This is a genomic window from Castellaniella sp. WN (assembly GCF_054457555.1).
The window spans coordinates 2,407,761-2,427,249 of sequence record NZ_JBTKZC010000001.1 but is presented as its reverse complement, the minus strand read 5'-3'; the positions used below and the strand labels follow the sequence as shown (position 1 = coordinate 2,427,249).

The following is a 19,489-nucleotide window of genomic DNA, read 5'->3' as shown; positions in this document are numbered from 1 at the left end:
CATGGAAGGAGGCCTTGGAAATCTTCTTCCAGCAAGCCATCGAGCTGTTGGCCCCCGATTTGTACGCGATCATCGACTGGTCGGCCGCCCCGCGGTTCCTGGACAAGGAGTTGCAGACTATCGGGATTCCCGACGGCTTTCACGGCGAGGGGCGGCTGCATGCCGACAAACTGGTCCAGGTGCGTCACCGGAATGGTGCGGACGCCTGGATTCTGGTTCACGTCGAAGTGCAGGGCGGTGATGTTGGCCCCCGGGCGATCTCCCGGATCACACACCGCATGTATCGCTACCGCATGCGCATCGGAGACCGGCATGAAGGGCTCAGTTCTCGGGCCGGGCAGGCTTCGCCCGCGCTCTTCAGCCTGTGCATCCTGGTGGCCAGCCGCTCAGGTCCCGATTACCTGGAATACCGGTGCGAATTCCTCGGCCAGGGTGTGAGGTTTTCCTTTCCTGTCGTACACTTGGCTCGATGGCTGCGCTGTTGGGACGAACTGGAATCGCTGGCCCGAACCAATCCATTCGCCGTGGTGATCATGGCGCAGTTACGGGCCCTGCAATATCGGGATTGGTCGCGGCGGGTGGAGCCCGCCGTGTCCTTGGTGCGGATGCTGTATGGGTACGGCTATGATCGGGACCGGATCCAGCCGTTGCTGCGGCTGATCGAATGGATGCTGCGCCTGCCCGAAGACCTGGAGCCGGTCTATCTGGCGGCTGTGGGACACCTGGAACAGGAGCATAAGATGAGCTATGTCACGATCGCGGAACGCCTGGGCATGAAGCGGGGACTGGAAAAAGGCATGGAAAAAGGCATGGAGAAAGGCCAAGCCGACCTGTTGCTGCGCCTGATCCACCGCCGTTTCGGTGCCGTGGATGCCAGCACCGCCCAGCGCATCCAATCCGCCCGGTTGGCGGATCTGGAGGCCTGGTCGCTGAATTTCGTGGATGCGGCGACTCTGAACGAGGTCTTCGGGGACTGAACCCGTCGGGGCGTCTGGCGCGCGAAGCTTCGTCCGTCGCGTCTCCCGGTAGAATATCCGCTCCATTACTCAACCATTGGACGTGCGATATGCGCCTCATCATTGCTCTGCTTCTGCCCTGGCTGGCGTTCTTCACCATCGGCCGCCCCATCGCGGGGATCATTTGCCTGATCCTGCAGATCACGCTGATCGGCTGGATCCCGGCGGCGATCTGGGCGGTCTATGCGCTCAGCCAGTACAACACCGACAAGAAGATCGAAAAGGCGATGGGCGGCCGTGCCTGATTTCCAGCGGGCTGCTGGTTTTCGGCGGCATTGCTCCATCCGATGATTTCGCTCTGGCAGGGTGCGTGGTGGTGCCGAGCTTACCTGCTTGAAGTGTCAAATTTTGATAAAACCCCAGCCGGGAAAGCGTGGCCGGGACCGCTTGCGATATAGTGTCCGGGCAAGGGCGGGCGCGGTCAGCGCCGCGCCCGGAAGATCAGGATCTCAAGAACCGGAGACGAATCCATGAGCGGCGATTACATCCTCAAGCGCAGCGGCGAACAATTCATGTTCAACCTCAGGTCCGGCAACCACCAGGTGATCCTGACCAGCCAGCGGTACGCCTCCAAGGCATCCGCCCAGCAGGGCATCGAATCGGTGCGCAAGAACGCCGCCGCCGATGCCCGCTACAACCGCCTGACGGCCAAGGATGGCTCCTTCTATTTCAATCTGGCCGCCGCCAATGGCGAAATCATCGGCAGCAGCGAGATGTACACGACCGCCGCCGCCCGCGACAAGGGCATCGATTCGGTCAAGGCCAACGGCCCGGCCGGCGTGGTGAAGGACGAAACCTGAAGGATGTCCCCCGGCCGTTTTTTGCCGCCGGGCCGCCCCAAGACAAAAAGCGCCCCCTCGGGGGGCAGCAAGCCGAAGGCGCAGCGTGGGGGCATTTTTTGCCGCCGGGCCGCCCCAAGACAAAAAGCGCCCCCTCGGGGGGCAGCAAGCCGAAGGCGCGGCGTGGGGGCATTTTTTGCCGCCGGGCCGTCCCAAGACAAAAAGCGCCCCCTCGGGGGGCAGCAAGCCGAAGGCGCGGCGTGGGGGCATTTTTTGCCGGGCTGCCGCGGGGCCGCCGGCGATCCGTGCCGCCGGCCCATTGAATCATGCCTGCCTGCCGTCCGGTCCGTGCACCGGCGGCACGGCCTTTCCGCTCAGCCGTTCGTAATTGTCCCGCAATAGAAGTCCCGCGTAGTACACGTGCTCGCGCATCAGCTGTTCGGCGCGCGCGCCGTCGCGCTCGATGACGGCGGCGACGATGCGGTGGTGGTCGTTGTGGGACCTCAGGATCACCCCATGGTCGTCCCATAGCATGATCCGGTCCGACGCGAACGGCGCCGTCTGCGCCTGGGTGGCGAAACGTGTGACCCAGGAGTTCTCCGCCGCTTTCAGCAGCGTTTCGTGCAGCGTGATGTTCATCCGCTGATAGGGCTGGTGGTCCTCGGGCAGCAGTACGCCCTTGGCCAGGATCGCATCGCCTTCGGCCAGGCAGGCCTTGAGCCGGCTGATGTCCAGGCCGGACAGGCCCTTGTGGGCCGCGCGCCGGCAGGCCAGGCCCTCGAGCACGGCGCGCACTTCGTAGGCGCCGATGATGTCCTCGTACTGGTAGACGCGCACCGCGTAGCCGCGCTTGGGCTGGTGTTCCAGCAGCCCTTCGTTGCCCAGGTTGGCGAGCGCCGCGCGGATGGGGGTGCGCGAGACCCCGAGCTTCCCCGCCAGGGGGATTTCCTCGAGGCGTTCCCCCGGAGCCAGGATGCCTTGCAGGATCCAGTTGCGCAGGGTCTCGGTGACGTGTTCAGCCAGGGTATTCATCGGATTATTGTATACATGAACCATAAAAAATGATGAAACAAAAGGGCCATAATCCATGAGTCTAGGGGGAAACCCGGATAACTGGCTGGTTTTCATGTATGCATAATAAATCTAGATCAAGAATTTCCGTAATTTTTCCTTGGAACTGATAGGAATGATTCCGGGATTCGATTCTCTATGTATACATGAAGGGTCGGGCATGGCGGGATATTCAGATACGGAACAGCGCAGGATCGCTCTGGTGACGGGAGCGGGCGGGGGCATCGGGACGCGGATTTGCCACCGGCTGGCCGGCGACGGCTACCGGGTCGTGGCATGCGATCTGGCTGAGGATCGGGCGGCTGCGGCGGTCCAGGGGTTGGAGGGCGGGCACCAGTGGCGTGCGTTCGACGTCAGCGACGAATCCCGGGTCGAGCGGGCCTTCGACGAGATCGAGGCCGGGCTGGGGCCCATCGCCGCCGTGGTGTCCGCCGCCGGCCTGCTGCTGTTCCAGCCCGATGGACAGCGTCCGCTGATCAAGTCCACACCCCTGGACACCTGGGAACGCAGTTTCGCCGTGAACACGCGCGGGGTCTTCCTGTGCGCGCGCGCCTACATTCGCCATCGCGAGAGCCGGCCGGTCCCGGACGGCCGTTTCATTACGTTCAGCTCGGTGGCCGCGCAACTGGGGGGCTACCGCTCCAGTGCTTCCTACATCGCGGCCAAGTCCGCCGTGCTGGGCCTGACCAAGGCCATGGCCCGCGAAGTGTCGCGCATGGGGATCACGGTCAACAGCGTGTCGCCGGGGCTGATCGACACCGACATGCTGCGCAGCACGGTGAGCAGCGGCGGCGCCTTGCGGGATGCGGCCGAGGCCATCCCGCTGGGGCGGATCGGCACGCCCGACGATGTCGCGGACGCGGTCGGTTTCCTGGCCTCGCCGCAGTCGGGCTACATCACGGGCAGCGTCATCGACGTCAATGGCGGTTATCGCATGCAGTAGGCCGGACCGGCGCCGCCGGGGCGGAGGTCAACGAGCAATCCACGAGGAGACATCATGAAATTCAGCATCGTCAAGAAAGCGGCCCTGTGCGCGGCGGTCGCGGGCCTGGGCCTGGGGATGTCCGCCCGGGCGGCCGAGCCCGGCATCACCGATTCCACCATCCGGATCGGCCTGTTCTCGCCCTTGTCGGGCAGCGGCATGGCCTACGGGTTCGACGTGGTGAACGCGGCCAAAATGTACTACGACAAGGTCAACAAGGAAGGCGGCATCCACGGCCGCAAGATCGAGCTGGTCGTCGAGGACACCCGCTGCAATGCCAACGACCTGGTGGCGGCGGTCAAGAAGCTGGTCGAGCAGGACCACGTGTTCCTGCTCAACGGCGGCTCGTGTTCGGCGGCGGTGGTCGCGGCCAAGGAATACGTCGAGCGCGCCAAGGTCCCCTTCCTGATGCTGAACGCCTCGGGCGACGGGGCCCTGTATCCGCCGTCGAAATACATCTACGGCGCGTTCTCGATCTCGCAGTACGCGGTGGGCGGGTCGATGGTCGAGTTCGCGGTCCAGCACCTGAAGGCCAGGAAGATCGGCTACATCAACCACGACGACGCCTATGGCGGCTGGAACCTCACCACTGCGGAATTCCAGGCCAAACAGCATGACGGCGTCTCGCTGAGCGTGCAGTCGGTCAATCCGGGCATCAACGACGTCACGGCGCCGATGCTGAAGGTGCGCGCGGCCAATCCCGACGTGCTTCTGCTGACGACCTACGCCCGCCCGGCGGCGCTACTCATCAAGAAGGCGCACGAGCTCGGCTGGAACAAGCCCATCGTGCTGGCGGTCACCGGTACGGCCGACCTGACCCAGCTGGTCGAGAATGTCGGTGGCCCGGCGGCCCTGAAGAATTTCTACATCCAGGACGTGGTGGCGGGCCTGCCGTCGGATCCGAAGATGAAGTGGGTCTACGACATGTACAAGGAATACTACCCGGACCTGGCCGCCAAGCCGGGGCACCCGCAGAGTTACATGCCCTATGGCCTGCCGCCCGCGATGACGGTGGTGCAGGCGCTGAAGGACGCGGGTCCGGAGCCCACGCGCGAAAAGGTCCTGGCCGCCCTGCAGCATTTCAAGCTGGACACGGGCGTGATGGCCAGTCCGGTCGAGTTCACGCCGGACGACCACGCGGCGCAGAAGTCGGCGATCTACCTGAAGTTCGACGGCCAGCACAAGGACCTGATCTCGGGCTCCTTCAAGAGCGCCTGGACCTACAAGCCGAAGCAGTGAGCCCTTCGCCCGGTCGGGGAGCGCCTCGGCGTTCCCGGCCCGGCGGAGCGTTCGCCGATGGGCGCGCCGGCGGCGCGGCGTCTGTGGAGCAATCGATGAGTTTTGCGGATATCTGGCTTTTTCTGCAGCAGGGCGTGTGGTCCGGCCTGGTGACGGGCAGCATCTACGCGTTGCTCGCGGTGGCGGTCGTGATCGTGTTCAAGACGACGGACGTGCCGAACTTCGCGCAGGGCGAGATCTTCATGGTGGGCGGCTATGTGGCGCTGTTCATGATCCTGGTGCTGGACTGGCATTACGCGGTGGTCATCCCGGCGACGCTGGCGGCGGTCGCGGCGATCTGCGCACTGTTCCAGCGCGTGGTGATGGAACGGGTGATCCGGGCCAAGGGCGTGGGCGTGCAGTTGGTGATCGCCACGCTGGGCCTGGCCTACGTGCTCAAGGGCGCGGTGCGTCAGACCGGTCTGGGGGACGCGCCGCGTTCGCTGCCGGCGCTGGTCTCGTCCGATACCGTGATGATCGGCGACGCGGTACTGACGCGCCTGGATCTGATGATCCTGTGCGCGGCGGTCGCGGTGATGCTGGCGCTGTACATGCTGTTCAACCACACGCGCATCGGCAAGGCGATGCGGGCGGTGGGCATGAATCCCCGGGCTTCCCAGATCGTGGGCGTCAGCCTGGTGCGCATCCGCATGGCGGTCTGGGCGTTGGCCGGACTGATCTCGGCCGTGTCGGCGATCCTGATCACGCCCAAGATCCTGATCACGCCGGACATCGGCCATGTGGCGATCCTGGCGTTCGCCGCGGCGATCGTGGGCGGCATCACCAGTATCCCGGGCGCGGTCGTGGGCGGTTTCATTATCGGCGTCGCCGAGAACCTGGTGGGCCTGTTCGTGTCGACCAACGCCATTGTCGTGGCGCCGTTCCTGGCCATCCTGATCGTTCTGATCGTCCGCCCGCAAGGCATCCTCGGCGGCAAAGCGCAGGTCAAGAAAGTATGAAAAACCATTTCGACACATGGGGCCTCGCGGCGCTGGCCGTGGTGCTGGCGGTGCTGCCGTTCACGGCCAGCGGCTACGTACTGTATATCGTCAACCTGCTGATGATCTACATCGTGCTGGCGCTGGGCCTGCACATCGTGATCGGCGAGACCGGGCAGTTCGCCCTGTCGCACGCCGCCTTCTACGGGATCGGCATCTATGCGGCCGGCATCATCAACAACACCTGGCATCCGAATTTCGTGGTGTCGGTGCTGGCGGCCGGCGTGATCACGGCGGCGCTGGGCTATCTGCTGGGCGCCCTGGCGATCCGGATGCGCGACATCTACCTGGCCCTGTCCACCTTCGCCTTCGGCGAGGCCATGCAGTGGGTGTTCCTGAACTGGACCGAAGTGACCAACGGCTCGAACGGCTACCAGATGTCGCCGGCGCGGTTTTTCGGGCTCGAACTGACCTCCGACCTGCGCGCCTATCCCTTCGTGGTCCTGGGCGCCGCCCTGATGCTGTGGCTGACCGTGCGGCTGTCGCGTTCGCAGCTGGGCGCGGCGTTCCGCGCGGTGCGCGAGAGCGACGTGGCGGCGCGGGCCATGGGTATCGACGTCAACATCGTCAAGCGGGTCGCCTTTATGTGCTCGGCCGCCTACGCGGGGGTGGCGGGCGGCCTGTACACGACCTTCGCGTCTTTCATCCATCCCGAAAGCCTGGGCTTCTGGACCACGATCCTGATCCTCATCATGATCGTGGTGGGCGGGATCGGCTCGGTGCGCGGCGCCGTGATCGGCGCCGTGATCTTTGGCCTGATCTCGGAACTGTTGCGTCAGGTGCTGTCCTTCCAGGAAATCATCTACGGCCTGATCCTGATCGGCTTCATGATGTTCGCGCCCCGGGGCCTGTTCAGCGGACGCGTCCGCGCGCGCAAGGCGGCGCCGGGCGAGTCCGCCGGGAGGGCCGGGACATGAGCGCGAGCCCGACGATGCTGTCGATCGACGGCCTGACGGTGCGCTTCGGCGGCCTGACCGCCGTGGACGACCTGTCCTTCGAGGTCGGCCGGGGACGGATCCATGCCCTGATCGGACCCAACGGAGCCGGCAAGTCCACCACCTTCAACTGCATTTCCCGCTATTACGACCCCTCGGGCGGCGCGATCGCGCTCGCGGGCGAGGACATCACGCGGCGCGGCGCCTCGGATATGGCGGCGCTCGGGGTCGCGCGCACGTTTCAGAACCTGGAGCTTTTCAACGAGCTTTCGGTCGAGGAGAACGTGCTGCTGGGCACCTATGCCTACGGCGCCCGGGGCCTGTCGCGGCTGTTGCGCCGCCCGTCGGCCGAGAACCGGGAATTCGCCCGTCACCTGCTCGAACGCGTCGGCCTGGCGGATTTTCCGGATGCCAAGGCCAATGGCCTGGATTTCGGGCGCCAGAAGATGCTGGAACTGGCGCGCGCGCTGGCGATCAAGCCGAAGCTGCTGTTGCTGGACGAGCCGGCGGCGGGGCTGCGCAACCGCGAAATCGACAAACTGGACCGCATCCTCACCGAACTGGCGGAGCGCGAGGGTGTGACGGTGCTGCTGGTCGAGCACGTCATGCAGTTGGTGATGTCGATTTCGGATCGCATCACGGTGATGTCCTTCGGGCACAAGATCGCGGAGGGCACGCCGGCCGAGATCCGTTCGGACGCGCGCGTGATCGAAGCCTACCTGGGCAAGGGGACCGATGATGCGTGAGCCGTTTCTCTCGATCGAGTCCGTCTCGGCCTCCTACGGCAATATTTCCGCCCTGCACGACGTGTCCCTGGAAGTCCCCGGGGGCGAGATCGTCGCGCTGCTGGGCGCCAATGGCGCGGGCAAGTCCACGACCCTGAACGTGATCTCGGGCCTGGTGCGCCCGACGCGCGGGACGGTGCGCTTCGACGGCGAGTCCATCCATCGCATGGCGACCGATCGCATCGTCCGGCAGGGCATCATCCAGGTGCCCGAGGGACGCGAGATCTTTCGCGACATGAGCGTGCGCGAAAACCTGGAGATGGGCGCCTACACTCGCAAGGACAGGACGGCGGTCGCTCGCGACCTGGATTCGGTGTGCGACCTGTTTCCGCGCCTGCGCGAGCGCATCGCCCAGAAGGCCGCCACCCTGTCGGGGGGCGAGCAGCAGATGCTGGCCACGGCGCGCGCCATGATGGCCCGGCCCCGCATGATCCTGATGGACGAGCCTTCCATGGGGCTGGCGCCGCTGGTGGTGGAGCAGATCTTCGAGACGGTGCGCACGCTGAACCGCGAGCAGGGCATCACCATCCTGCTGGTCGAGCAGAACGCGAAGCTGGCCCTGTCGGTGTCCAGCCACGCCTACATCCTGGAAAACGGCGAGATCGTGCTGCAGGGCGCCTCGGCGGACTTGCGGAACGACGAGGCCGTGCAGCGGGCCTACCTGGGGGGATGATGGCGCTGCTGGACGACAAGCTGGCCCTGGTGACGGGCGCGGCGGGCGGCCTGGGCACGGCCATCGCGCAAGGGTTCGCCGCGCAGGGCGCGCGGGTGATCGTGGCCGATCTGGACGGCGCGCGCGCCCGGGATCTGGCCGATCGCATCCGCGCCGGGGGCGGCCAGGCCTGGGGCGAGGCGATCGACGTGACCGACCGCGAGGCGGTCGACCGCTGGGCCGCGGACCTGGCGGCGCGCCTGGGGCCGATCGACATCCTGGTGAACAACGCGGGGGTCGCGGGCCGCGCGCGCATCGACGATCCGCAGTCCCGCGAGGTCTGGGACCGGGTGGTCGCGGTGAACCTGGACGGCCTGTTCAACGTTACGCACGCGTTCGTCGGGCAGATCAAGGCCACGCGCGGCTGCATCGTCAATCTGTCGTCGGTCGTGGCCTTCGTCAGCGGGATTTCGTCGGCGGCCTACGTCGCGTCCAAGGGCGCGGTGCGTTCCTTCACTCAGGCGCTGGCGCGCGATCTGGCGCCGTTCGGGGTGCGCGTGAACGCGGTGGCGCCCGGCCTGATGCTGACCGAGATGGCGGCGCCGCAGCTCGCGGCGCCCGGCGGCGCGGACTGGTTCATGACGCGCGCGCCGATGGGCCGGGGCGGTGAACCCGGGGAAATCGTCGGCCCCGTCGTGTTCCTGGCCTCGGAGATGGCCAGCTATGTGACGGGTGTCGTGCTGCCGGTGGACGGCGGCTTTTTATCGGCTTGAAGCGAGGAAATCGGCATGAAGGCAGTGGCATTGGTCACCGGAGCGGCGGGCGGCATGGGGCAGGCGATCGTCCGGCGTCTGGCGCTGGACGGTTTCAGGGTCGTGGCGGTCGATCGCGGCGAAGCGCCCCTGCGCGCGTTGGCTGACCGTCTGCGGGACGAGGGACTCGAGATCGATCCGCGCGTGGCGGACCTGGCCGACGAGGCGCGGATCGATGCGCTGATCGGCGGGCTGCCGCCGCTGGCGGCGCTGGTGAACAGCGCGGGCCTGTTCGACGAGCGCAAGTTTTTCGAGGTGTCGCAGGACGATTTCCGCCGCATGTTCGAAGTGAATCTGATCGCGGCGGCCAGCCTCACGCAGAAGGCCGCCGCGCGGATGGCGGCCGGCGCGAAAGTGGTGAACATCGCCTCGCGCGCCTACCTGGGGGCGCGCCACCACGCGCACTACGTGGCGTCCAAGGCCGCGCTGGTGGGCTATACCCGGGCGAGCGCGATGGAGCTGGCCGAACGGGGGATCCTGGTCAACGCGATCGCGCCGGGCCTGATCGACACGCCGATGCTGCGCGCGCTGACGCCGGAGCGGCTGGCGGCCCAGCTGGCCCTGCAGCCGACGGGCCAGGCGGGCACGCCCGAGGACATCGCCCACGCGGTGTCGTTCCTGGCGGGGCCGGCGATGTCCTTCATCACCGGACAGGTGCTGTTCGTCGACGGGGGCAAATCCCTGGGCGGATCGGGAGCGTGAAGATGGACGACGTGCAATGGGACGAGACCGTCGATGTGGTGGTGCTGGGATCGGGGGCGGCCGGCATGTCGGCCGCGCTGACGTGTCATTTCGAGGGCCTGCGGGCGCTGCTGCTGGAAAAGACCGATCGCATCGGCGGTTCGACCGCGGTGTCGGGCGGGGCGGTCTGGATCCCTCTGAACCCGGGGGCCGCCGCGGCCGGCCACGGCGACGATACGATCGAGCGGGTCCTGGAATACCTGCGGCGGACCGTGGGCGACGCCTCGCCGCCGGAGATGTTGCGGGCCTACCTGGACAACGGCCCCGCCATGGTGGAATACCTGCAGGCGCGCGGGGCGCTGGCGCTGGCGGCGCGGCCGTATTCGCCGGACTACTATCCCGACAGGCCCGGTGCGTCCCTGGGCGGCCGGGCCATGGACCCGCTGGCCTTCGACGGCAAGCGGCTGGGCGCGCATTTCAAGGAACTGCGCGATCCCCTGAAGGAATTCGTCGTCCTGGGCGGCATGATGGTCAACGTCACGGACGTCTACCATCTGCTGGGCGCCTGGCGCTCGTTCAAATCATTCCGGCACGGCGGCCGGCTGGTGCTGGCCTACTGGATGGATCGCCTGCGCGGCTATCATCGCGGCACGCGCCTGCTGCTGGGCAACGCCCTGGCCGCGTGGTTGTTCCACGCCGTCCTGCGGGAGCGGATCCCCTACCGCCTGAACACGCCGGCCCGGCGGCTGCATCGCGACGCGCAGGGCCGCGTCGCGGGGGTCGAGGTCGAGCAGGGCGGGGCCGCGCGGCGCATCCGGGCGCTCCGGGGCGTCGTCGTCGCCACCGGCGGATTCCCCTGGGACGCCGAACTGCGGGCCGCCTGCTATCCGCAACCCACCGGGCCCTGGTCCATGGCGCCCGAGGGCAACCGGGGCGAAGGCATCGGCCTGGCGCGCGGGGCCGGGGCGGTCATGGGAACGGGCCATGTGTCGCCGGCGTTCTGGGCGCCGGTGTCCCTGTGGCGCAAGGCGGATGGCACGGTGGTCCGCTATCCGCACCTGGTCTGGGACCGCGCCAAGCCGGGCCTGATCGCCGTCAACCGGCGCGGCGAGCGGTTCGTCAACGAATCGGCCTCGTACCACGAGTTCGTCAGCGTGATGTATCGGAGCGATCCGTCGCCGGAAATCCCCGCCTGGTTGATCTGCGACCATGCCTTCATCGAGACCTGGGGCCTGGGCCTGGCCTTGCCGGGCGGCCGTCCGCGCCAGCATCTGATCGACGACGGGTATCTGATCCGGGCCGCCACGCTGCCCGATCTGGCGGCGCGCCTGGGGATCGATGCGGAGCGCCTGGCCGCGACGGTCGAACGCTACAACGGCCTGGCCGCACGCGGCGAGGACACCGATTTCGGCAAGGGGTCGACCGCCTACAACCGCTACCTGGGCGACCCGGCCCATCGCCCCAACGCCTGCCTGCGTCCCCTGGGGCGGGGGCCCTTCTATGCCGTCGAGGTGGTGGCGGGCGACATCGGCACGGCCTGCGGCATCCGGACGGATGAACGGGCGCGGGCGCTGGACGCGCAGGGGCATCCGATTCCCGGCCTGTTCGTCGCGGGCAACGACATGCAGTCGGTGATGGGGGGCGCTTATCCGGGGCCGGGCATCACCCTGGGGCCCGCGCTGACGTTCGGCTGGGTGGCGGGCCGCGCGCTGGCGGCGGACGGCTGAACGCGCAGGAGCGCGGGCGCCGGGCCGTTCGCGGCCCGGATCGGGATATTGGAATTCTGGTACTTGGAGAGCTTCATGAAACTGTATTACTCGTCCACCTCGCCCTACGTGCGCAAATGCCTGATCGCCGCTCATGAGCTGGGCCTGGCCGACCGCATCGAACTGGCCCCGGTCGTCACCATGCCCACGGCGCACAACCCGGAACTGATGCGGGACAACCCCCTGTGCAAGCTGCCGACGCTGATCACGGACGACGGCCAGGCGCTGTACGACAGCCGGGTCGTGTGCGAATACCTGAACGATCTGGGCGGGGGCGGGCTGATCCCGGCCGGCGGCGGCAAATGGACCGCCCTGGTCGACCAGTCCCTGGCCGACGGGATCCTGGACGCCGCGCTGCTGATGCGCTACGAAGTCGTGCTGCGTCCCGCCGAGCGCCAATGGCCGGCCTGGCGCGAGACTCAGGAAGAAAAGGCGCGCGGCGCGCTGGCCCGGTTCGAGCAGGCGGTGGGCGGATGGCCGGCCGGCCGGCTGGACATCGGGGTGATCGCGCTGGCCAGCGCGCTCGGCTATCTGGACCTGCGGTTTCCGGACCTGGACTGGCGCGGCGCTTGTCCCGGCCTGTCGGCCTGGTTCGCCGTCTTCGACCAGCGGCCTTCGATGCGGGCCACGGTGCTGAAGGCCTGACGCGGCGGGGCTGCCGGTCTTCAGCGGGTCGGGGTCAGTCCGTGATGCCTTTGACCTGCGCTTCGTAGTCGGCCAGACGACCCTGGATTGCGCGTGTGCCGTAATAGAAGGCCAGCACCGCCGCGGGCCACTGTCGCAGCTCGCTGCCATCGACCTGTCGTTTGCCGAACTGTGTGCGGGTCGTCGACCAGGCGATGGGCAGATGGTTGTTGTGTACGAATTTCATCAGTCCTTTCAGGAGTTCCGGCCGGCTGATGAAACGATCGCTCCATTTGATTTCCAATGCGGCGATGGGCTTGAGCGCCGGGGATGATTCCACGAGGTCCACTTCGTTGTCCGCAGTGCCCCAGTGCGCATAGTTCAATCGGGCGTTTTCGTGGAAACGCTGTGCGAACAGCGCGGTTTCCACCAGATGCCCGAAGTCGGCGTCGTCGGGAGACCTGACGCCGAACAGCCCCGTGTACATGGCCGGGTTGGTCAGGTATATCTTGAAATTGCGCTCCCTCTGGTAGCGCTTGCCGTCCTGATCGACACGGAATACCCGTTTGATGAGAAAGGCGGCCTCCAGGTATTCGATATATCTCTGGATGGTGGGTTTGCCTACGCCGCTGCGCTTGGACAGTTGCTCGAATGAGACTTCTTCCGCCGTGTTGAAGGCCAGCAAGGTGAACAGGGAATTCAGTTCCTGGATGTCCTTGATGCCGTATAACTGTGGCAAATCCCGAAGCAGCACTTTGTCCACGATGTCGGATTTGACGAAGCGTTCGGGATCGTTGCGGATGGCGGGCGACAGGGCAAGTTCGGGGTATCCGCCGAATTTCACGTAATCGACGAATTGGTCATTCAGATGATGGATATCCTTGAGCGCGTACAGGCCGGGGGTTTCTTCCAGAATGGCGGGGGGCTCCTGACGGAGCTGCAGGTACTCGGAAAAGGTGAGCGGCGGCAGCAGAAAATCGGTGAAGCGGCCTGCGCCCGATTCGGTGCTCAAGCGGCAGAGCACCGAATCGGGTGCAGGCCGGGTTCCAACAGCAGTTGCCGGATGGGGGCGAGGTAGGCCCTGGGATGCATGGCCAATGTGTCGGCATCCATCCGACCGGTTTGCCACCACAGGTTCAGTCTCTTAAGATGATCCGTAACCTGTTGATTTGAAACGTCTCTCATCCAAGAATCCAGTTAAGCATGATTTTTTGTGCTTAACTCTATCATGAGAGCGGGACCTCGGTCTCGCCTGGCTGCTACGCCACCAGCGCCACCGCGTGCCGATACCCCGCGCACAGCGTCAGCACCCGGGCTTCCCGCGATCCGGCGTCCTCGTGCCGGTCCATGTCCAGCGGCCGGCGGTCCGCGTCGCGCCGCGCCAGGGACAGCACGGCCTCGCTCACCCGCGCGTCGTGCATCAGCACGTCGGCCTCGTTCAGGGCGCGCAGCTGGCTCAGGGTGATGTCGCCCGGGTCGGCGGGGCAGGGGGCGATCCAGCTCAGGCGACGTGGCGGCGCGGGTTCGGCGCCGGCATCGCCCAGGCGGGCGAGCAGCGCGCGTCCCGCTTCGATGGCCTCGTCCGCGCGCAATTGTTCCAGGACCGGGCCGTCGTACAGCCAGTCGTAGAAGCGGCGGCGCGCGCCGTGGTCGGGATGCGGCGGGCGTCCGCCGCCGCCTTGACGCGGGCGTTGAGCGCGCGGCCGTCGGTGGCCGCCACGACCAGCCAGGCGGAGGCCAGCCAATCGTCCCGGAACGGGCCGTCCAGGTGCGCGAGGTGGCCTTCGTCGGCCCAGGCCCGCAGCGCGCGGGTCAGGCGCGGCGCGCCGACCCGCACTTTGGCGTCGCAGTTCAGCAGGGCGCGCGCCTTGCGCTCGGCCACGGCGCCGCCACCCACGATCAGGACCGGATGGCCGCCCAGGTCGGCGAACAGGGGGTAGAGGGCCTTCATGCGGGGCAGGCCGTGGGGCTGGTGGCCGGGCGGTCGCGCCGGACCCCGACGTGATCGTGCTCGACGAGCCGACCTCCGCGCTGGACATCTCCGTCCAGGCGCAGATCCTCAATCTGCTGGGGGAACTGCGCCGCGCGCACGGTCTGACCTACGTGCTGATTTCGCACAATGTCGCGGTCGTGCGCCACCTGTGCGACCGGCCGCAGACGCTGCAGGCCCGGCCCGACGCGCCGCTGCACGCGTACCGCTGCCACGTGGCGGGGACGCGGTAGCGCGTTTTCGGGCCACGGTCGATGCGCGGGGTCCAGTGCCGCTGCGCCCTATTGTGGAAACTACGGCCGTAGTTTTGCGACTGTCCGCGGTGTCGCCGTTCTTCTATCCTGTCCCCACCATACGAACAGGAGCAGCGACATGCGGGAACGACTGGATTGCGCGGTTCTGGCGCCGGGCAGGGAAGACTGGGCGGGGGCCCTGCGCGGCCCCCATCTGGGGGGACGGCTGGTGCTGCATGTTCCGCAGCAGCCGCATGGTTCGGCCGCCGCCGCGCTGGCCGATCCGGCCATGGCGCGGGGCCGCTACGACGCCGGGCTGCTGTATGTGGACGAGGCCTCGATCCGCGACTGGCGCACGGCGCTGGCCGCCCTGGCCGGCCGCCCGCCGGCGGTGCTGCTGGCCTACGCGGTGGGCCTGCGCGCCCAGGCGGTGCGCGACCTGATTGCGCTGGGAGCGGCCGATTTCTTGCGCCCGCCCTTTTGCCCGGAGGAACTGCGCGCCCGCCTGGACCATGCCCTGAACCGCCTGGCCCCCGCCTGCATCTCCGAGCACGTCCCGGCTTATGGTGCCGGCCTGTCGGGGCCTGGGGCCGGACCGGTGTCGCCGCGTTCGTCCGCGGTGCGGGCAGGCGCGGCGGATCCCCCGGTCTCCGAGTCCGAGATCGCGTTCTGCGACACGATTCTGGACCGGTCCGGCAACGAACTGGAGGCCTATGCGGTGGCCGTGGCCATGCAGCGGGCCACCTCGCGGGAATCCTTCCGCGCCGCCAAATGCCAGGTCGTCGCCCGGTTCGAGCGCGCCTACATCCGCGCGGCCCTGGGGCGGCACGCGGGCAATATCACCCTGGCGGCGCGCATGGCCCAGAAACACCGCCGCGCGTTCTGGGCCCTGATGCGCAAGCACGACATCGATCCCGCGCCCTACCGGCGCACGCCGGCCTCGGGATGAGGCGGAGCGGCATGCGGGCTACGGGGGGGAGCGGCGGTCAGGCGCGCCGGCCGCCCTGCTCCTGGAAGTATTCCCGCGTCAGCTTCACCACCAGCGGGCTGAGCAGGATCAGCGAGATCAGGTTGGGCAGCGCCATCAGGCCGTTCAGCGTATCGGCCAGCAGCCAGGCGAAATCCAGCTGGCTGATGGCTCCGAAGGGGATCACCAGGACCCAGACGATGCGGTAGGGCAAGGTCGATTTCGTGCCCAGCAGGAATTCCCAGCACTTCTCGCCGTAGTAGCTCCAGCCCAGGATGGTGGTGAAGGCGAACACGACCAATGACAGGGTCAGGACGGCCCCGCCGATGCCCGGCATGGACACTTCGAAGGCGGCGGCCGACAGGGCCGCGCCGCTGGCGCCGCTGCTCCAGACGCCGGAGCACACGATGGCCAGGCCGGTGATGCTGCAGATGATGATGGTGTCGATGAAGGTGCCCATCATGCCGATCAGGCCCGACTGCACCGCGTTGGTGGTGGTGCCGGCGGCCTGGGCGATCCCGGCCGATCCCAGGCCGGCCTCGTTGGAGAATATCCCGCGCGCCACGCCGTAGCGGATGGCGGCCATGACGGCGGCGCCCGCGAAGCCGCCGGTGGCGGCGATGGGCGAGAAGGCGTGCGTGAAGATCAGGTCCAGGGATTCGGGGATGCGCTCGGCGTTGACGGCCAGCACGACCAGGCCGGCCAGCACGTAGGCCACGCACATGAAGGGCACCAGGGATGCGGCGACCGCGCCGATGCGCTTGATGCCCCCCAGGATCACCAGCCCGATCAGGATCATCGTGACCACGCCGGTCACCCACAGCGGGATGGAGAAGGCCGATTCCAGGGCCTGAGCCATGCTGTTGACCTGGACCATGTTGCCGATGCCGAATCCGGCGAAGCCGCCGAAGATCGCGAACGCTACGCCCAGCCACAGCCATTTGCGGCCGAGGCCGTTCTTGATGGCGTACATGGGGCCGCCGGCGTGTTCGCCGCGGTCGTCCTTTTCACGGAAATGGACGGCCAGCACCACTTCGCAGTATTTGGTGGCCATACCGACCAGGGCCGTGCACCACATCCAGAACAGGGCGCCCGGACCGCCAACGGCGATGGCGGTGGCCACCCCGGCGATGTTGCCGGTGCCGACGGTGGCGGCCAGGCAGGTCATCAGGGCCTCGAACGGGCTGATCTCGCCGGTGGCGGTGTCGCCCCGGTGGCGGCCGCGCCAGATCATCGCGAAGCCCGTGCCGATGCGCCGCAGCGGCATCAGCTTCAGGAGCACCATCAGGAAGAAGCCGGTCCCCAGGATGAGGACCAGCATCGGCGGCCCCCAGACCAGGCCGTTGATCTGGTTGACAAGTTGATTCAGGAATTCCATGTCTAAAGCACCCTCCGATATAGAAATTTCGTGAATGCTAACACCGTGGTTTCAGATGAAATACCTGAAATTTCCATATAGGCAGGAAAAAATCCTGTTTAGATGGCAAAAAGGTCAGAATAAGGGTAAACCATGAGGCCAGGAAATGGGCACTCATCCCCGCGGGGGCGGGCCGGGCCGGCGGGATCGGCGTGGCGGCGATGCCGGCCCGGACGGTTTCAGAACGAGATGGCCAGGCCGATGTTGCCCGCTGCCTGGCTGCCGCCGTCGCGCCCCGTCGTGGCGGTCACCTGTCCATAGAGGTCGACGGATTTGCTCAGGCTGGCCGTGACGCCCGCCGTCCATTCCATCCAGCTGCCATCGGGCGCGTCCAGGCGAGTCGTCCAGTCTCCCATCGTGGAGGCGACGCCGCTGGTGACTGTGCGTTCATCCCGATTGAATTCGTGGGCGAACGCCACTTTCGCATAGGGGGTGTAGCGGCCCGCGATGTCCATGCGCGCCTGCCATCCGAGGCGACCGATCAGGGATTCGATCTTCTGGTCCGAGAAGCGCATGCGGCTGCTGCTGTCTCCCTGTTCCGTGAAATGGGAGACTTTCACGCGGGCGTAGTCCAGGCCGATCACTGGCCCGGTCCGGATGCGGCCGATCGTCGCATCGTAGCCGCCATGCAGGCCCAGGCCGTATTGGCGCTGGTTCGGGTTGCCTTCCAGGGTCAGGGTCCGCGGTCCCAGGACGACCTGACGGCGGGTGTGCAGCTTTCCGCTGCCGGCGTGGATCGTCCCGTCGATCCACAGGTCGCCGGGGGCATAGCCGGCATAGGCGCTCAGGAGCGTGCTGCGGTCCTTCACGCTGCCGGGCGCTCCGCGGTAGCTCAGATCCGTGTCGCCCGTCTGGCGCGATACGGCCATGCCGATGACAAAGGCTTCGGACGTCTGCAGATCGATTCCCAGGGTGTAAAGCTGTCCGTGGTCGTCGAGGCCGGTCGGACCGGATTCGGTTTTGGTGCCGTCGAAGCCGCCCTGGACGTACAGGCTGGTGGTGCCGGCGAGGCGGGGCTGCGCCCGCAGGGCCGCCAGGCGGTTGTCCAGGCCGGCGCTCAGCTGGCGTGCATTGCCCAGCCCGGCTTCAGGCAGACCGCCGGCGAAGTAGGGCGCCTGCAGCAGGCCGGTGATGTAATCGGCGATGATGCCGTGGGCGCCCGGAGTCGGGTGCAACTGGTCGGTGAAGACATAGCCGGCCGTCGCGCCGGTCGGATCGTTGCAATACAGGGCGCTGGCCGGGCAGGCGGCGCCCACGACATTCGTGAAGCCGAAGGCGGCCGGGTCCGCCAGGATCTCCCGGAACAGGCCATTGATATCCGCGCGGATGATGCCGTGGGTTTGGCCGGTGGTGTTCAACCCCATGTCCACGAGCTGGTTGTAGCCGGAGGACGCCTGCTGCAGCCCGGGCCGGACGAGGGCGTAGACGCCCGCAAGCGTACCGGGCTGCAGTCCGGCGGCGACGTCGGCCGCCGCCAGCGCCCGGGCGATGGCGGCGGGGTCGTAGGCGCCGTTCGCGGTCGACAGGCTGGCCCATGCCGCGCCCCAGGCGGCGGCGATGGCTCCGGGCGCGGCGGTCTGGATGGCGGCGAAGACGGCCAGGGGCGCGGCGCCAACGTCCGGCAGGTTGGGCAGCAGGATGGTCTGTGCGCCCACGCCTTTCAGGGCGCCGACGACACCGACCGTGCTGGCGGCGGATGTCGTCAGATAGGCCGTCGCCCCTGGGCCGAGGCCGGCGGCCGCGATGACGTCGTTGCCGCCGATCCAGACGGAATACAGGGCGTTGGCGTCAGCTCGGCCATGCTGCGCCAGATACGTGCCCAATTGCCCTTGAAGGTTGGCGACCGGAATGGCGTCGCCGGTGGGAACGCCCGTCGGATCGGTCGGCTGCAGCACGGTGCCGGCCGGATTCGCCTGGGCGCCACCCTGGGCGTAATTGTTGCCGCCGCCGGGAACATGGGGGTTGGCGGAATTGTTCGGCCTGGAGGCGAGGCCGAAGTGGGCGGCCAGGGCATCCGTCCAGTTGGCGCCGTAGTTGGTGGTCCAGCGGGCGTTGGCCGGCAGGCCGCCCAGGCCGCCGAATGCGCCGACGTCCGACAGGCTGTCGCCGAAAAAGTAAATGTTGCTGTAAGCCTGCGCGGCGGCGGGCAAGGCCAGGGCGACGGATAACGCCATGGCGGTCAGTGCGGGATGTTTCATATGTCTCCTTGTTTGGCGTGGATGGCCGTTTTTGTGAAAGAGCCTTTCCATGCACGGCTCTATTGGGTGGTTTTTCGATCGGAAGTGGTTCCTTAATTCAAGTATTTTTTAAAACAAACGTTTGTTTGTCAATTGTCCGCCGCCTGCCATGGGTGGCGCTGCTCCCCATCCCCGGATGTCCGGGCGGGTGTCCCGATCAGTGGCTGGGATGGTGTATTTCCGCTCTTTGTTATTGAAGCTTGATAATTATCATTTGCGTTTAGTAGGGTTTCTGCCGACAATCCAAAGGATTCGTTCCGGCTGTT

Annotated in this window: 21 protein-coding genes; 15 read left to right on the top strand and 6 right to left on the bottom strand. The window is 67.1% G+C overall.

The features are described 5' to 3' along the window. Positions 1-14 precede the first annotated feature (14 nt). The 3 genes from ACTPOE_RS11435 to ACTPOE_RS11425 all read left to right on the top strand — a co-directional run bounded on the left by ACTPOE_RS11435 (position 15) and on the right by ACTPOE_RS11425 (position 1,816). On the top strand, positions 15-977 hold the full coding sequence (locus tag ACTPOE_RS11435) for a DUF4351 domain-containing protein (RefSeq protein ID WP_458872298.1): 963 nt from the start codon (positions 15-17) through the stop codon (positions 975-977). 89 nt (positions 978-1,066) lie between these two features. Next, positions 1,067-1,261, top strand: a complete 195-nt coding sequence (locus ACTPOE_RS11430; RefSeq protein WP_458872297.1) for a YqaE/Pmp3 family membrane protein — start codon at positions 1,067-1,069, stop codon at positions 1,259-1,261. 225 nt (positions 1,262-1,486) lie between these two features. After that, positions 1,487-1,816 (top strand): YegP family protein, encoded by a 330-nt coding sequence (locus ACTPOE_RS11425; RefSeq protein ID WP_458872296.1) that lies wholly within the window; start codon positions 1,487-1,489, stop codon positions 1,814-1,816. Between the two features lie 303 nt (positions 1,817-2,119). Here ACTPOE_RS11425 and ACTPOE_RS11420 read toward each other — a convergent pair whose 3' ends face one another. Continuing rightward, positions 2,120-2,827: a GntR family transcriptional regulator gene (locus ACTPOE_RS11420; RefSeq protein WP_458872295.1), complete on the bottom strand. Its 708-nt coding sequence runs from the start codon at positions 2,825-2,827 to the stop codon at positions 2,120-2,122. Positions 2,828-3,026: 199 nt separating this feature from the next. On the opposite strand from ACTPOE_RS11420, the gene ACTPOE_RS11415 reads away from it, so the two are divergent. The 10 genes from ACTPOE_RS11415 (at position 3,027) to ACTPOE_RS11370 (ending at position 12,400) form a co-directional block, all read left to right on the top strand. After that, positions 3,027-3,809 carry an SDR family NAD(P)-dependent oxidoreductase gene (locus tag ACTPOE_RS11415; RefSeq protein WP_458872294.1) on the top strand — a complete coding sequence of 261 codons (783 nt, stop codon included), beginning with the start codon at positions 3,027-3,029 and terminating at the stop codon, positions 3,807-3,809. Positions 3,810-3,863: 54 nt separating this feature from the next. Next, a complete protein-coding gene (locus tag ACTPOE_RS11410; protein ID WP_458872293.1) occupies positions 3,864-5,087 on the top strand; it encodes an ABC transporter substrate-binding protein in 1,224 nt (407 codons plus the stop codon). 95 nt (positions 5,088-5,182) lie between these two features. After that, positions 5,183-6,085: a branched-chain amino acid ABC transporter permease gene (locus ACTPOE_RS11405; RefSeq protein ID WP_458872292.1), complete on the top strand. Its 903-nt coding sequence runs from the start codon at positions 5,183-5,185 to the stop codon at positions 6,083-6,085. Then, on the top strand, positions 6,082-7,041 hold the full coding sequence (locus ACTPOE_RS11400) for a branched-chain amino acid ABC transporter permease (RefSeq protein WP_458872291.1): 960 nt from the start codon (positions 6,082-6,084) through the stop codon (positions 7,039-7,041). The genes ACTPOE_RS11405 and ACTPOE_RS11400 overlap by 4 nt, the downstream gene beginning before the upstream one ends. Continuing rightward, positions 7,038-7,805 carry an ABC transporter ATP-binding protein gene (locus ACTPOE_RS11395; protein WP_458872290.1) on the top strand — a complete coding sequence of 256 codons (768 nt, stop codon included), beginning with the start codon at positions 7,038-7,040 and terminating at the stop codon, positions 7,803-7,805. The genes ACTPOE_RS11400 and ACTPOE_RS11395 overlap by 4 nt, the downstream gene beginning before the upstream one ends. Beyond that, complete coding sequence (locus ACTPOE_RS11390) at positions 7,798-8,517, top strand: ABC transporter ATP-binding protein (RefSeq protein ID WP_458872818.1); 720 nt, start codon at positions 7,798-7,800, stop codon at positions 8,515-8,517. The genes ACTPOE_RS11395 and ACTPOE_RS11390 overlap by 8 nt, the downstream gene beginning before the upstream one ends. Beyond that, positions 8,514-9,269: an SDR family NAD(P)-dependent oxidoreductase gene (locus ACTPOE_RS11385; RefSeq protein WP_458872289.1), complete on the top strand. Its 756-nt coding sequence runs from the start codon at positions 8,514-8,516 to the stop codon at positions 9,267-9,269. The genes ACTPOE_RS11390 and ACTPOE_RS11385 overlap by 4 nt, the downstream gene beginning before the upstream one ends. Before the next feature lie 15 nt (positions 9,270-9,284). Next, a complete protein-coding gene (locus ACTPOE_RS11380; protein WP_458872288.1) occupies positions 9,285-10,010 on the top strand; it encodes an SDR family NAD(P)-dependent oxidoreductase in 726 nt (241 codons plus the stop codon). Positions 10,011-10,012: 2 nt separating this feature from the next. Beyond that, on the top strand, positions 10,013-11,716 hold the full coding sequence (locus tag ACTPOE_RS11375; protein ID WP_458872817.1) for an FAD-dependent oxidoreductase: 1,704 nt from the start codon (positions 10,013-10,015) through the stop codon (positions 11,714-11,716). Between the two features lie 75 nt (positions 11,717-11,791). Next, complete coding sequence (locus ACTPOE_RS11370) at positions 11,792-12,400, top strand: glutathione S-transferase (protein WP_458872287.1); 609 nt, start codon at positions 11,792-11,794, stop codon at positions 12,398-12,400. Between the two features lie 34 nt (positions 12,401-12,434). On the opposite strand, the gene ACTPOE_RS11365 is transcribed toward ACTPOE_RS11370, so the two are convergent. The 3 genes from ACTPOE_RS11365 to ACTPOE_RS11355 all read right to left on the bottom strand — a co-directional run bounded on the left by ACTPOE_RS11365 (position 12,435) and on the right by ACTPOE_RS11355 (position 14,330). Then, entirely contained in the window at positions 12,435-13,391 is a 957-nt protein-coding gene (locus ACTPOE_RS11365; protein ID WP_458872286.1) for an ATP-binding protein, read from the bottom strand. 247 nt (positions 13,392-13,638) lie between these two features. Further along, positions 13,639-13,980: an SAM-dependent methyltransferase gene (locus ACTPOE_RS11360; protein WP_458872816.1), complete on the bottom strand. Its 342-nt coding sequence runs from the start codon at positions 13,978-13,980 to the stop codon at positions 13,639-13,641. After that, entirely contained in the window at positions 13,881-14,330 is a 450-nt protein-coding gene (locus ACTPOE_RS11355) for a precorrin-2 dehydrogenase/sirohydrochlorin ferrochelatase family protein (protein ID WP_458872285.1), read from the bottom strand. Before ACTPOE_RS11355 ends, ACTPOE_RS11360 begins: the two co-directional genes overlap by 100 nt. A 50-nt stretch (positions 14,331-14,380) precedes the next feature. Between ACTPOE_RS11355 and ACTPOE_RS11350 the strand changes: the two genes are divergently transcribed. Both ACTPOE_RS11350 and ACTPOE_RS11345 read left to right on the top strand, forming a co-directional pair. Beyond that, positions 14,381-14,602 carry a hypothetical protein gene (locus ACTPOE_RS11350; protein ID WP_458872284.1) on the top strand — a complete coding sequence of 74 codons (222 nt, stop codon included), beginning with the start codon at positions 14,381-14,383 and terminating at the stop codon, positions 14,600-14,602. Positions 14,603-14,741: 139 nt separating this feature from the next. Then, positions 14,742-15,551: a helix-turn-helix domain-containing protein gene (locus ACTPOE_RS11345; RefSeq protein ID WP_458872283.1), complete on the top strand. Its 810-nt coding sequence runs from the start codon at positions 14,742-14,744 to the stop codon at positions 15,549-15,551. Positions 15,552-15,588: 37 nt separating this feature from the next. Here the strand turns inward: ACTPOE_RS11345 and ACTPOE_RS11340 are convergent, their stop codons facing one another. Further along, complete coding sequence (locus tag ACTPOE_RS11340; protein WP_458872282.1) at positions 15,589-16,947, bottom strand: alanine/glycine:cation symporter family protein; 1,359 nt, start codon at positions 16,945-16,947, stop codon at positions 15,589-15,591. A 218-nt stretch (positions 16,948-17,165) separates the two neighbouring features. Continuing rightward, positions 17,166-19,184 carry an autotransporter outer membrane beta-barrel domain-containing protein gene (locus tag ACTPOE_RS11335; protein WP_458872281.1) on the bottom strand — a complete coding sequence of 673 codons (2,019 nt, stop codon included), beginning with the start codon at positions 19,182-19,184 and terminating at the stop codon, positions 17,166-17,168. Positions 19,185-19,489 lie beyond the last annotated feature (305 nt).